Annotated in this window: 12 protein-coding genes; 8 read left to right on the top strand and 4 right to left on the bottom strand. The window is 39.9% G+C overall.

Annotation, left to right across the window (positions count from 1 at the left end; translation table 11 throughout):
* Positions 1-42 precede the first annotated feature (42 nt).
* The 4 genes from Q8S11_RS02490 to hisS are packed head-to-tail and all read left to right on the top strand — an operon-like array spanning position 43 to position 3,233.
* Positions 43-546 (top strand): fumarate hydratase, encoded by a 504-nt coding sequence (locus Q8S11_RS02490; protein ID WP_305660502.1) that lies wholly within the window; start codon positions 43-45, stop codon positions 544-546.
* 6 nt (positions 547-552) lie between these two features.
* Positions 553-1,350, top strand: a complete 798-nt coding sequence (locus tag Q8S11_RS02485) for a S1/P1 nuclease (RefSeq protein WP_305660501.1) — start codon at positions 553-555, stop codon at positions 1,348-1,350.
* Between the two features lie 10 nt (positions 1,351-1,360).
* Positions 1,361-1,804 (top strand): low molecular weight protein-tyrosine-phosphatase, encoded by a 444-nt coding sequence (locus tag Q8S11_RS02480; protein WP_305660500.1) that lies wholly within the window; start codon positions 1,361-1,363, stop codon positions 1,802-1,804.
* Between the two features lie 28 nt (positions 1,805-1,832).
* On the top strand, positions 1,833-3,233 hold the full coding sequence (hisS, locus tag Q8S11_RS02475; protein ID WP_305660499.1) for a histidine--tRNA ligase: 1,401 nt from the start codon (positions 1,833-1,835) through the stop codon (positions 3,231-3,233).
* 148 nt (positions 3,234-3,381) lie between these two features.
* On the opposite strand, the gene Q8S11_RS02470 is transcribed toward hisS, so the two are convergent.
* Positions 3,382-4,362, bottom strand: a complete 981-nt coding sequence (locus Q8S11_RS02470) for an alpha/beta fold hydrolase (protein ID WP_305660498.1) — start codon at positions 4,360-4,362, stop codon at positions 3,382-3,384.
* Positions 4,363-4,505: 143 nt separating this feature from the next.
* Between Q8S11_RS02470 and Q8S11_RS02465 the strand changes: the two genes are divergently transcribed.
* From Q8S11_RS02465 to Q8S11_RS02455, 3 genes are read left to right on the top strand one after another with little or no spacing between them, the layout of a single operon-like run.
* The gene (locus Q8S11_RS02465; RefSeq protein ID WP_305660497.1) at positions 4,506-4,949 is read left to right on the top strand and encodes a ubiquinol-cytochrome c reductase iron-sulfur subunit; all 444 of its coding nucleotides are present in this window, start codon (positions 4,506-4,508) and stop codon (positions 4,947-4,949) included.
* A gap of 21 nt (positions 4,950-4,970) precedes the next feature.
* Positions 4,971-5,846 carry a DUF5777 family beta-barrel protein gene (locus tag Q8S11_RS02460; RefSeq protein ID WP_305660496.1) on the top strand — a complete coding sequence of 292 codons (876 nt, stop codon included), beginning with the start codon at positions 4,971-4,973 and terminating at the stop codon, positions 5,844-5,846.
* Positions 5,843-6,394 (top strand): YceI family protein, encoded by a 552-nt coding sequence (locus Q8S11_RS02455; protein ID WP_305660495.1) that lies wholly within the window; start codon positions 5,843-5,845, stop codon positions 6,392-6,394. Before Q8S11_RS02460 ends, Q8S11_RS02455 begins: the two co-directional genes overlap by 4 nt.
* 91 nt (positions 6,395-6,485) lie before the next feature.
* Here the strand turns inward: Q8S11_RS02455 and Q8S11_RS02450 are convergent, their stop codons facing one another.
* The 3 genes from Q8S11_RS02450 to Q8S11_RS02440 all read right to left on the bottom strand — a co-directional run bounded on the left by Q8S11_RS02450 (position 6,486) and on the right by Q8S11_RS02440 (position 11,240).
* On the bottom strand, positions 6,486-8,417 hold the full coding sequence (locus Q8S11_RS02450; protein ID WP_305660494.1) for a CocE/NonD family hydrolase: 1,932 nt from the start codon (positions 8,415-8,417) through the stop codon (positions 6,486-6,488).
* 85 nt (positions 8,418-8,502) lie between these two features.
* On the bottom strand, positions 8,503-10,812 hold the full coding sequence (locus Q8S11_RS02445) for a TonB-dependent receptor (RefSeq protein WP_305660493.1): 2,310 nt from the start codon (positions 10,810-10,812) through the stop codon (positions 8,503-8,505).
* A gap of 83 nt (positions 10,813-10,895) precedes the next feature.
* On the bottom strand, positions 10,896-11,240 hold the full coding sequence (locus Q8S11_RS02440) for a hypothetical protein (protein WP_305660492.1): 345 nt from the start codon (positions 11,238-11,240) through the stop codon (positions 10,896-10,898).
* A gap of 103 nt (positions 11,241-11,343) precedes the next feature.
* Between Q8S11_RS02440 and Q8S11_RS02435 the strand changes: the two genes are divergently transcribed.
* Positions 11,344-12,681: a GntP family permease gene (locus Q8S11_RS02435; RefSeq protein ID WP_305660491.1), complete on the top strand. Its 1,338-nt coding sequence runs from the start codon at positions 11,344-11,346 to the stop codon at positions 12,679-12,681.
* Positions 12,682-12,698 lie beyond the last annotated feature (17 nt).

Raw genomic sequence — 12,698 nt, 5'->3', positions numbered from 1 at the left:
CTCCTGCACTTCTGGTCCGTGAGGGGTATTTTAAAATTCAAAATGGTTAAAAACGCCGGTATTTTCTTTTTTGCCTTGTTTCTACTGGCTTCAGGTTCCTGCAAATTTAATCCTAATCTGCAGGGTAAAGGCACAGAAAGTATTCAGGGAATATGGGAAGAGGATAGCGTTGAGTATCAGAATGAACGCTTACAATATTCCCGGCATCAATTCCGCTTTTCATGTGATTCTGTGTATCTCACGATTAAAACTTTCGCTAAAGTAAATACCTATCCCGATTCCTGTTTTAATAATGGAAGCTGGACTGAATACGCTAAAGGAACTTACCTCAGCAAAGGGGATACCCTGATGCTGACAACAACATTTACAAAATCGAATTTTAAGCAGAAAATCTCCGGTTGTTACCGTAATGGTCAATATCTTCCGGCATTTATTATCCGAAAAAATACAGGCGATAGTTTATTCCTTGAAAGTTTAAAACAGCATTTGAATATTAAGCTATCCATCATAGAAAGAACAACATGTATTCAGAAACCGCTTAACTAAACCATTATGGAGTTTAATCCCTTAAAGAAAATATTTCTGGCATTTGTAATCCTTTATTTGCCTGTTCATGCTATGGCCTGGGGGCTACTTGGACACCGGGTGGTAGGTCAGATCGCAGAGAGTTATCTTAACAAGAAAGCAAGTCGGGAAATAAAACTAATTCTGGGTAATGAAAATCTGGCAATGGCGAGTAACTGGGCGGATTTTGTAAAGTCCGAACCTTCTTATAATTACCTCAATAACTGGCATTACATTAATCTGCCTGCCGGATTGAACGAAGAGCAACTTGATTTTGCACTAAAACGCGATACCGTAACAGATATCTATACCAAAATTCTTTTCTTGAGTGCGGAATTAAAAAATAAGAACCTTGAACAGGAGAAAAAGGTAATGTACCTTCGTTTACTGATTCATTTTGTAGGCGATATCCATCAGCCTATGCATACAGGCCGTGTTGAAGATCTTGGAGGGAATAGAATTCAGTTAACCTGGTTCGGACAAAACACTAATCTGCACCGTGTATGGGATTCAGACCTAATTGAATCACAACAACTTAGTTATACTGAATATTCAAAATCCATTAATTTCATTGGTAAAAATCAGCTGCATTCATTACAGTCGCAGGATATAGCCCAATGGGTAAAAGATTCCTATAGTATTAGTAATAAACTTTATGCAAATGTGAAAATTGGCGATAAGTTGAGTTACAGGTATATTTATGATAACATCGAAATTGCTAACCAGCAAATGCTCAAAGGCGGAATACACCTTGCAGCATTATTAAATAGTATTTTTTCAGCTTAAGCAGCAATTTATGAAGATTTTAATGGTATGTCTAGGCAACATTTGCCGTTCTCCATTAGCACATGGTATTATGGAACACCTGGTTCAGCAAAAAGGTTTGAGCTGGGAAATTGATTCTGCGGGGACCGGAGGATGGCATATTGGGAAGCAACCAGATGTCCGCTCTATTGCCATCGCAAAAAAATATGGGCTGGATATAAGCGGGCAGAGCTGCAGAATGTTTAATACGAAGGATTTTGAAAAATTTGATCACATTCTTGTAATGGATTACAACAACCTGAACGATGTGAAGGCCCAGGCCCGAAGCGAAGAGGAGCTAAGCAAAATCAGTCTCTTTCTGAAGGATAACATTGTTCCCGACCCTTATTATGATGATGATCAGTTTGACCCGGTTTATCAATTGATAGAGAAACGCTGCAAGGAATTAATCGGGGAATTCGCTTCATCTCTTTAAGCTTAAGGTCTTTTATTACCTTTACATCATGGCAGTCATTAAACCATCTATCCCAAAAGGAACCCGCGATTTTTCAGCAAGTGAAATGGTGAAACGAAATCATATTTTCAATACCATCAGTTCGGTATTTAAAAAATATGGTTATCAGGAGATCCAGACCCCAACAATGGAAAATCTATCTACCCTTACCGGGAAATATGGCGATGAAGGAGATAAACTAATTTTTAAGGTTCTGAATTCAGGGGATTTTTTATCCAATGTACCCGCAGATAAACTCGCAAATCATAACTCACATCTCATAACTTCTCATATAAGTGAAAAAGCCCTCCGTTACGACCTAACCGTTCCTTTCGCACGTTATGTGGTTATGCACCGCAATGAGATTTCTTTCCCCTTTAAACGCTTCCAAATTCAGCCCGTATGGCGTGCCGACAGGCCACAGAAAGGAAGATATCGCGAATTTTACCAGTGTGATGCGGATGTAGTTGGCTCTGATAGTCTGATCAATGAAGCAGAATTCGTACTGATCTACCACGAGGCATTAAGTAAATTGGGCCTGAAAGATTTCACTGTAAAAATCAATAACCGTAAAATATTGTCCGGTATAACCGAAATTATTGGAAAGCCTGAGCTAATCATTGATATGACGGTAGCAATCGATAAACTCGACAAGATCGGCTTTGAGGGAGTGACCAAGGAACTGATTGAACGCGGATTTACCGAATCGGATATCGAAAAACTTAAACCAATTATTGCCTTAAAGGGAACTAATGAAGAAAAATTGAACAGCCTTCGTTCAATCCTTGCAGGATCTGAAACCGGTTTAAAAGGAATTTCCGAAATTGAAACCATCTTTTCATATCTGGCCCGGCTCTCAATACTCAATACTCAACCCGATAGCTATCGGGTCTCAATACTCAACCTGGAACTTGACATTACCCTCGCCCGCGGCTTAAACTACTACACCGGTGCCATATTCGAGGTAAAAACTAATGAAGTGGCGATGGGCAGTATCGGTGGGGGGGGACGATATGACGACCTGACAGGAATGTTCGGACTCAGTGACCTCACCGGCGTAGGAATCTCATTTGGTGCCGATCGAATTTATGATGTACTCGAAGAATTAAACCTTTTTCCTGAAAGCACTTCTGAAAGCACCAAGGTACTCATCAGTAATTTTGATCCTGTAGCCGAATCCTATGCATTACCCTTACTTCAGCAATTAAGAAATGCAGGAATCAGTGCTGAGATATATCCTTCTTCGGCCAAACTGAAAAAACAGATGAGCTATGCAGACGATAAAAAAATTCCTTTTGTTATCCTGATTGGGAGCGAAGAAATGGAAAGCGGGCTACTCAGTTTGAAAAACATGAGAAGCGGTGAACAACAAAAAATCACTGCCGAACAAATAATCGCTTCTTTATCCTAAGACTTACAGGTCGGGAAATTCAGACCCGATAGCTATCGGGTTACGAATTTACCTGAGCGCCATGAAAGACAAAATCGTCAGTCACCTGGAACAGTCTGCTAAGACGAAATCTACTTTCCGCTTGTCCTGGTGATTTCTCAAGTCGGAGCTATTTTATATTCTCTCCCAAAGCCCTCAAAAACTCTTCAGGTATCTCCAGATGCGGAATATGCCCTGAATTACTAAACTCGATTAAGACAGATCCCGGAATTTTAGCTGCAGTTTCTTTTCCCAACTGATTATAAAGACCATATTTCTTTTGATCTTCAGGCTTCAATCTCGCTTTACCGACAATAGTTTTATCCTGGGTGCCAATCAAAAGCAAGACCGGAACCCTGAGCAATGGAAATTCATATACTACCGGCTGTTCATAAATCATCTGAGCTGTTAAAGCCGATACCTTTGCATACCGGGGAAACTCAGAACTACCATTCACCCCCGAAGCTATAAAAACCAGCTCATCATACTCCGGCTTCCATTGTACGAAGTAGGAAGTTTGATAATAACGCTTCACACTTTCGGGCGTGGTCCTTAATTCTGCCTGATACATAGCTTCCGGACTTGCGCTAGGCACAAACCGACGGTAATCCTCCAATCCAATCGGGTTCTCAAGAATCAGTTGTGCTGTTCTTTCCGGATAAAGCAATGCGAAACGGCTGGCAAGCATTCCGCCCATAGAATGACCCATTAAAACAGTCTTCTGGATTCCCAAACTGTCTAGAAGCTGTTTGTTCAAGGCAGCAAGCCTGTGAAAACTGTAATTGATAAATGGCTTGGATGATTTTCCAAAACCTATCTGATCAGGAACAAGTACCCGGTACCCTTTTGCACTAAGCACCTTGATCACATTTGTCCAGTAATACCCTCCAAAATTCTTCCCATGAAAAAGCATTAAGGATTTTCCGTTTGGATTATCCGGCTTAATATCCATATAAGCCATCCGTACATCCTGGCCTTCAATATTCAACGGTAAAAACTTTACCGGAAATGGATATTCCACATTTTCAAGCGTAATAGACAGACTTTGAATCTGTTGGGCATAAGCATAAGTTGAGGCCAGCAAAAGAATAAAAAAGGATAATCGTTTCATAATCAGATATTTAAAAATGTGAATAAACTAAATGATGTTATAAAATTTACCCCCGACAAACCAATCGGATTTTTCTGCCGTATATGCTGTAAATCATTTCTATTCGAAATTTAGACAATTAGAAACCTATAAAAAAAATTATTATGGAACGTAAAGACTTTCTTACAGCACTGGGCCTAAGTGCAGGCTCAATAGTAATCAGCTCTTGTCTTGGTGCCTGCGGAAAAAGTGATACTGGAAGCCCGGATTCGTCTAACCCTAGCCCAACACCCGGCAGCAAGATCGATTTTACATTAGATGTAAGTTCTAATGCAGATATAAATTCAAAAGGCTGGACGATTATGAATGGCGTTATCATTGCTAAAAGTGGTTCCAGTTATATTGCACTATCCTCTGCCTGTACCCATCAGGGAAATCCAGTGACATATAATTCAGGAAGCAATAATTTTCCTTGTTCATTAACTGATGCAGCTCATGGATCTGTATTTGATTCTAACGGTGCGAGAATTCAGGGTCCCGCAACTTCCGCTCTTAAAAAATACAGTACCACCTTAAGCGGAAGCTCCTTAAGGGTTTTTGAGGCCTGATCCGGATATTAATTCAATATTATGAGAAAGATTTTCCTCTTATTAAATTTACTACTTCCACTTACTGCCTTCGCCCAGGAAGATCTTATGAAACTTGTTTCAGATAGCAATGAAGTATTTGTCAGGACGGCAACCTTCAAGGCTACCCGAATTATAAACGGACATTCGGTTGAAACTGTCGGCAAGAACAATATGGATTTCATTATATCTCATCGTTTTGATCGTATTAACCGGGGATTTGAAGAATTCTTCGGACTTGATGCTGCAACAAATCGTCTGGGATTGGAATACGGCCTGAATGATCGCTTTATGGTCGGACTAGGAAGAAGCTCATTTCAAAAAACATTTGACTATTTCGCCAAGTATAAACTGATTAGACAAACTACTGGTTCAGGAAGTACCCCGATTTCTGTCACACTATTTGGAGGATATGCAATACGCAGTCAAAAAACCACTCCCCAACTTTCTGGCTATGACAGGAGCAGCTATACCGCACAGTTCCTGATCGCCAGGAAATTCAGCGAGGCATTCTCATTACAGCTTAGTCCGACACTCATTCATAGAAACAGGGCAGATGTTTTCACAGACAATAAAACTGTTATAGCAACAGGAATTGGTGGCAGAATGAAATTGACGAAACGAACTTCAATCAACGGAGAATATAATTATGTACTTCCAAACCAGATCGATGATAACTATAATAATAACCTTTCCTTTAGTTTTGATCTGGAAACAGGTGGACATGTATTTCAATTACTTTTTACTAATTCATTCGGAATGACTGAAAGACAGTTCGTTACAGAAACTGATGGGAGTTGGGGAAGCGGGGATATCCACTTCGGTTTTAACATTTCAAGAACATTTTCATTTGAGAAAAAAAGCAGGCTGAAACCATGAAGCACTATTTGATACTACCAGCCTTTATTCTGATTTTTAATTTTGCTTCAGCACAAAACAAACTTTATAGCAGCAATAAATCTGAGTTTAGCTTCTTCTCCAAAGCTCCGCTTGAAGATATTGAAGCAAAAAATACACGTGCGAATTCGATTATTAATCTATCAAACGGGGAGATTGTTGTCCGCATTCCTATATCACAATTTCAATTTAACAATAAGCTGATGCAGCAGCATTTTAATGAAAACTATATGGAAAGTGAAAAGTATCCTTATGCCTCCTTCAAAGGTAGGATCATTGAGGAGCTTGATTGGAGCAAACCGGGTGTCTATTCCGTTAATGCGAACGGAACATTAAATATTCACGGTGTTGATCAATACAGAAAACTGAGTGGTAAGTTAACTGTTGGGGAAAAGTCCATGTTACTTGAAACCATGTTTGAAGTGATTTTAATAGACCATAAAATTGATATCCCTAAACTGGTATTTAAAAAGATAGCAGAAAAAATAGAAGTAAAAGCCAATATCAGTTATGCACCATATTTAAAATAGTTATCATGCTTAAAGAGTCTTTACTAACCAATTTCAATCAAAAAAGCCAGACAAATTGCCTGGCTTTTTTGATATAATATCTATGGGAAACCTAGTTATCGAGCGGGCGAACAGTTGGAAGCACAATACTGCTTAAACGTGCACCACCATGATGAATGGTTTGCTGAGCTACACGAATGCGATCGCTGCTACCAAATGGATCACCGGTGTTTGGGTTTCTGTCAAACTGAGGGAAATTACTTGAAGTAATATCTACACGAATACGATGACCCGGCAGAAATACATTTGCAGTACCTGTCATTTCAATTTCGTACTCATACACCTGATTAGGTGTAAGTAATTTAATCTTATCCAATCCTTCACGGAATCTTGCTCTCAATATACCTTCAGAGATAGGCATTGCCCTGCCATCAGGATAAACATCAACCAGTTTGATCATCCAGTCGGTATCCGGTCCGTCAGTTGCGGCAAACAACTTCATTTTCATCGGACCTGCAATTGTTACCGGGCTTTTCAGAAATTCTGAAGTATAGACCAGCACATCTTCCCTGCGCTCAAGGGGACGCTGATCATAAGGGCCGGCCTGTGTTGGGGTTCCGCAACAGTTATTACCACCTAAAGTCATGATTGGTGTTTTTGGATCATAAGTATATTGATCACTTGCCGCCTTTTTAGGAGCCTCAAAACTTAATACTCCATCCCCACGCACAGAATTTGCGTTTCCATTACTACTCAGATACAGGTTTTTGTATTGGGTTCCCGGAATTGGATAATCCTTTTCACTACGCCATTTATTAATCCCCATGTAGAATAACTGCACAGGATCTTCAAGATCTAAGCCATTTTTGATCCCTTTCAGGTGAAAATCATAAAATTGTAATTCCCTGTTGAACATCTTCATATTAGCAGTAGCACCAAAGTCGACAGTTCCAAACGATTGAGAGGGGCCATGTCCCCATGGACCAATAATCATCCGGGCTCCGGCACGGGCCGCAGGAGTTGCTGCTTTGTTCCTCATACCGATATAACCATTAATGGTCCCCATCAAGAAAATATCAAACCAACCCCCATAGGTATGAGCCGGAACATTCATTTTAGAAAAATTCTCTTCATCACTAATCGACTTCCAGTAATCATCATAACTCTCATGATTTATCCAGTCGCGATAATGCTTAACCGCATAACCGGCACTTTTCAAGTCACCATCCTTTAATGGCAAATGCCATAAAATATTTTCATATTTCAATTCCTCAGGAGTATAGGCTTCAGTATGCCAGTATTGGGGTAACATAATCCGGTTAGGCATACGAACAACACCCCAGCCATAGTTAAAACTTAAACGGAAAGCTCCGCCCATAGTTAACCAGTTAGCATAGATATTGGTTGAGGCTACCCCTGGAAATGCTGCTACCAGATGCGGAGGAGTTGCACTCATTGCCGCCCATTGGTTATGGCCCAGGTAACTTCCACCCTGCGTAGCAACCTTACCATTAGAGAAAGGCTGAGCTGCTGCCCACTCGATCACATCATAGCCATCTTTAGATTCATCACGGAAAGGATCCCAGTTGCCCTCACTTTCATAACGACCCCTGATATCGGCAAAAACTACAGCATAACCTTCCTGAGCAAACCGGATCTTATCCTGATGGCCACCATCTCGCTGCACACCATAGCAGGTACGAATAACAATGGTTGGGTATTTGCCAGGTGCAGCCGGCAGGTAAACATCAGCATATAATTTTACTCCATCACGCATCGTAATGGTCTTGTAACGTTCTATTTTTATTTCGTTATTAAGTGGTTTGCGTAGTAACTCAGGAATATTATTTCTTATTGCCGGCTCGGAATTATTAAGCCGTTCGGAAAAAACCGCATCACTTGCATACATGTAGTTTTGATTGTTGGTAGCACCTGAATAGCTATTAAATTCATTTCTGGTGCCCAATGTCTTGCCAGTCTGTCCCTGAGTGCTGATAGCCCCCGAGAGAAATATGGCCAGAAGTAAAAACTTTAACTTGTTCATGTTTTTTATCTTTAATTACCTTGGATAAATATGGAAAAATAACTTCAGGATTCCAACCCAAAAATACTGAAAATGAACTTTTTATCTATTTAAACACAAAAGGCAGGTAAAGTCCAATAGATATATTACGTCCCTGATTATAATAACCGGCACTCAGGTCGGATTCATCCAAACGGCCGGGTTTGAACCTGCTCAAATGATCGTAATAGGCTTTATTGAATAAATTATTTGCTGAAACATTTATTCTCAATGGTTGTTTATTAAGCATGAATGTTGTTCCCATCGCAAGATTAACCAATGAATATGCACCTGTTGGTGTTTCAAAATTATCCACTCTGCTTTGTTTAAAAACGTTATCAAAAGCAATTGAAAAGTATGAACTTTTCAAACCACCCTTAAAATCAGGCTCCAGTCTGATCTCATTCCTTAAGACTGCTGCAGGAATAAATGGAAGCGCCTTATCGGTTGCCCTGTTCACTCCGCGGGTATATGAGAAGCTGTTTTCAAAATGGATCAGCTCGGCCGGATGAAGGGTAAGACTGGCTTCAATTCCTGATAAATTTGCATTATCCTGAACAAAGCGATAAACCGGAAGGGTTTCAGTATCAACCACTATGGTTTCGTTTCCAATTTGCCTGTTGTAGATATAATTATCAATATGATTGTTGAAAGCTCCTAAACTTGCACTGATCACATTATTATTAAATTCAAAAGCGAAGTCACCATAATAACTATTCTCCGGACTAAGATCATTGTTTCCAACCTCATACCTGAAAGTTCCTTCATGAACCCCATCTGAACTCAGTTCAGCTATATTTGGTGAGCGAAATGCTGATCCAAGGTTAGCTTTAAAATTAAAATACTCATTGAACTCTTTCGTAAAACCTAAAGCCCCGCTAACGTTGGAAAAACTATTAGTGAAATTATTGAATTTAGGATTACCATCTTCCTCCATTCGATCACCTGTGATCTTACGATAATCAAATCGGGCACCCAAATTAAATGTGCTGCTTTCCCATGATTTCTTGGCAAAGGCAAAAAGACCCAATTCTCCGGATCTATAATCAGGGATAAGTAATTCTTCTGCTCTGTTTTCATTATTCTGTGCTGAAGCAGACAATCCAATTACCGGCTCCCATCCATTGTCCTCGTTAAAATAATATTTAAAATCAGAGCTGTAGGTTTTGAGGTCAAAAAAGAGGGATGGGTTTATCCGGTTATCTTCAAGTTCCCTTCTCTGGTTATTCTGATATGCCAAAATGGTACGTAACCTCCCGTTTCCGAGCAAAACATGACTGTTCATCGCAACCTTATAATGTCTTATATCCTGAAAAGGAAGAAACAAAGTGCGGTCCTTTAATTGTTTATCAGTTAAAACTGAACCATTCTCATCTTCGAACATGCCATCTGAATTCCTCGAAAAGTCAGGCAAGCCAATATTGTTTTGGAAACTGGATAAATTTAAATGTGCATAACCCCATTTCTTATTGAAACCGAGCTGACCACTGAAATTTGTTTCATTAAAACCTGTATTGGCAATTCTTCCATCGGGGGCATTATAACTATAGGCACTTTTTAAGGAAGTCCTGGCACGCCAGACAAATCCATTACTATTGCCTTGCAGCATTGCTGAACTTCCACTGAGTCCGTTGTTGCTTTGGTAGCTAGTCAATAATTCACCTCTTACCTGTCCTTCAGGAGAAGGTAAGGGCTCCAGGACATTAATTACCCCGCCAAGTGCATCCGAACCGTATAACAAACTGGCTGCCCCACGCAATACTTCAACACGCTCAGCACTGTACTGATCTACTTCCATTCCATGCTCATCTCCCCATTGCTGCCCTTCCTGCTTTGCTCCATCAACCAGTGTAACAACACGGTTATAACTCAAACCCCGGATCACCGGTTTAGAAATACCTCCTCCTGTGGTGACCTGTGAAACTCCGGGGACTTTCGCGATCGCATCGATCAGGTTACCGGATGGTCGGTTAATCAGCTGATCTTTCGTAACCGCAGATACTGCTGTGCTGTTTTTCCGGTTGTCGGTACTGAAAGCTGTTCCGGTAATTACTACCTCTTTCGCCTCGATCACGCTAGGGAACAACACAAATTCAAGATTGGCCTTAAGCGAAAAATCTATGGTCTCAATAAGAGTGCTATAACCGATGTAACGAACTTCAACAAGAAAGCGTCCCCTTTCGGGTATATTATTGAATTTGAACTGACCCGAAGCATCTGTTACTACAGAGATCTTAAGATCCGGAATTGTAACGAGTGCTCCGGGAAGGGTTTCTTTAGATTGCCCATCAATTACCCGTCCTTCGATTGAGGCTAGATTTGCGTAAGAATTTGAAAAAGTGAATAACAATAAAATATATAAAATAACAGATTTCATTTCTAGGGAATTAGAATATTAAATAGATGGTATAAAACTGCAAGCCTAAAAACGCTGCAATACAATTAAAAAAGGAGAGAAAATTATTCCGCAGGAGGACCTCTTAAAGTAGAAAGGAGTTGTTCAACAAAATAGGAGGAAACTTCATTATTCAGAAAAACAGACATCATAGGAGATAATCTGATCTTTTCATTAAAGGAAGTCTTGGTGAAGGTTTTATCAATATGAACGGCACAAACCCAGCAATAATCGGCTTTATTCTGAATATTTACTTTTTGAGTACTGCTGGAATTAAGCTGTTCTGATCCTTTAGAAACCGGGATCGGGCCGTGGTTATGGAAGAAATCCAATGGAAGAAGTACATTGGAAAAACTCAGTAATAATAGTACTGAAAAGCTTAATCCAAATGTCTTTTTAAATGCAGTCATTACAGTCTTCAATTCAAATTTACGAAAAAAAGAAGTTATTTCAAAATCCGGGCTTTCAGCCAAAATATAATTCAGCTTTTCGATTTAAATGGTAAATTCATTTATGATATCATTCATACTACTTGTAGTCAGTGTTATATTACTAATATTGTTGACCACCAAGTGGCACTTACATCCATTTTTAGCCTTATTATTTGTCGCTTTGTTCTTTGGACTTGTCTCAGGAATGGATCTGGACACCATTATTAAATCTATTAATGATGGGTTTGGAAACACTCTGGGTAAAATAGGAATCGTTATCGCACTCGGCGTCATTATCGGAACATTTTTAGAATACTCGGGCGGTGCCTATAAATTGGCAGAAATTGTAATCAATATCATTGGTAAAAAAAGGGTACATGAAGCCATGGGTATTGTCGGATTTTTCGTTTCCATTCCGGTTTTTGCCGATAGTGGCTTCATCATTCTTAACCCATTGAATAAAAGTTTGACTAAGAAAGCAGGCCTTTCGATTGTTGGAACTGCGGTGGCTCTTATTCTGGGTTTAATGATATCCCATGTATTGATTCCTCCCACACCCGGACCGATTGCAGCAGCAGGGATTATTGGTGCTGATGTGGGACTAGTAATGCTCGTCGGACTGATTATCGGGATGTTTTCACTGATTGTGGCTATTCTTTATTCAAAGTATTATGCATCAAGAACCTATATCGATCCTAATCCTGAATTATCTGAAGAGACCATTAATGAGAAAATAAAAAATGCACCTTCTGCAATCAAATCATTTTTGCCAATAGTTACCCCAATTATTCTGATTATAAGCAAATCTATTATGGAATTTACTGTAACTGGGGGCGAGAAGGCGACCTGGTGGTTTAAAACAATTGGATTTATAGGTTCACCTGTAATTGCTTTACTAATCGGGATGCTTTTTGTTTTTTTAATCCCAAAAAAGCTGGATAAAGAAATACTTTCTACTACCGGTTGGGTAGGAAAAGCTATCAGCGATGCTTCCACAATCATCATTATTTCTGGTGCCGGCGGCATTTTTGGGGCAATCCTTCAAAACAGTGGAATTGCAACTACCATGGCAAATGGCTTATCTGGTGCAAACCTCGGGATATGGCTTCCCTTTTTACTTTGTGCTGCAATCAAAACCGCACAAGGTTCTTCTACCGTGGCGCTCATCACTACCGCATCCATCGTTGCCCCAATGTTGCCCGGTATGGGTTTCGATTCTGAAATTGAAAAAGCACTCATTGTTGCTGCAATAGGAGCCGGAGCAATGGTAGTATCGCATGCCAACGACAGCGGGTTCTGGATCACCACTCAATTTTCAGGAATTGATGTGAAAACGGGTTATCGTACCTATACCCTGGGAACACTAGTGGTAGGAGTTTCTACGGCAATATTTGTTTATATCGCAACTTTTATTGTTTAATTCAAGGCAAATTATCA

This window comes from Daejeonella sp. (assembly GCF_030695525.1).
Taxonomy (GTDB): domain Bacteria; phylum Bacteroidota; class Bacteroidia; order Sphingobacteriales; family Sphingobacteriaceae; genus Daejeonella.
The sequence above is the reverse complement of the archived record's forward strand: the minus strand, read 5'-3'. Positions and strand labels throughout refer to the sequence as shown.

Coding starts and splice junctions, on each gene's coding strand:
- Q8S11_RS02490 (WP_305660502.1), top strand. CDS start 43: ATGGTTAAAAACGCCGGTATTTTCTTTTTTGCCTTGTTTCTACTGGCT.
- Q8S11_RS02485 (WP_305660501.1), top strand. CDS start 553: ATGGAGTTTAATCCCTTAAAGAAAATATTTCTGGCATTTGTAATCCTT.
- Q8S11_RS02480 (WP_305660500.1), top strand. CDS start 1,361: ATGAAGATTTTAATGGTATGTCTAGGCAACATTTGCCGTTCTCCATTA.
- hisS (WP_305660499.1), top strand. CDS start 1,833: ATGGCAGTCATTAAACCATCTATCCCAAAAGGAACCCGCGATTTTTCA.
- Q8S11_RS02470 (WP_305660498.1), bottom strand. CDS start 4,362: ATGAAACGATTATCCTTTTTTATTCTTTTGCTGGCCTCAACTTATGCT.
- Q8S11_RS02465 (WP_305660497.1), top strand. CDS start 4,506: ATGGAACGTAAAGACTTTCTTACAGCACTGGGCCTAAGTGCAGGCTCA.
- Q8S11_RS02460 (WP_305660496.1), top strand. CDS start 4,971: ATGAGAAAGATTTTCCTCTTATTAAATTTACTACTTCCACTTACTGCC.
- Q8S11_RS02455 (WP_305660495.1), top strand. CDS start 5,843: ATGAAGCACTATTTGATACTACCAGCCTTTATTCTGATTTTTAATTTT.
- Q8S11_RS02450 (WP_305660494.1), bottom strand. CDS start 8,417: ATGAACAAGTTAAAGTTTTTACTTCTGGCCATATTTCTCTCGGGGGCT.
- Q8S11_RS02445 (WP_305660493.1), bottom strand. CDS start 10,812: ATGAAATCTGTTATTTTATATATTTTATTGTTATTCACTTTTTCAAAT.
- Q8S11_RS02440 (WP_305660492.1), bottom strand. CDS start 11,240: ATGACTGCATTTAAAAAGACATTTGGATTAAGCTTTTCAGTACTATTA.
- Q8S11_RS02435 (WP_305660491.1), top strand. CDS start 11,344: ATGATATCATTCATACTACTTGTAGTCAGTGTTATATTACTAATATTG.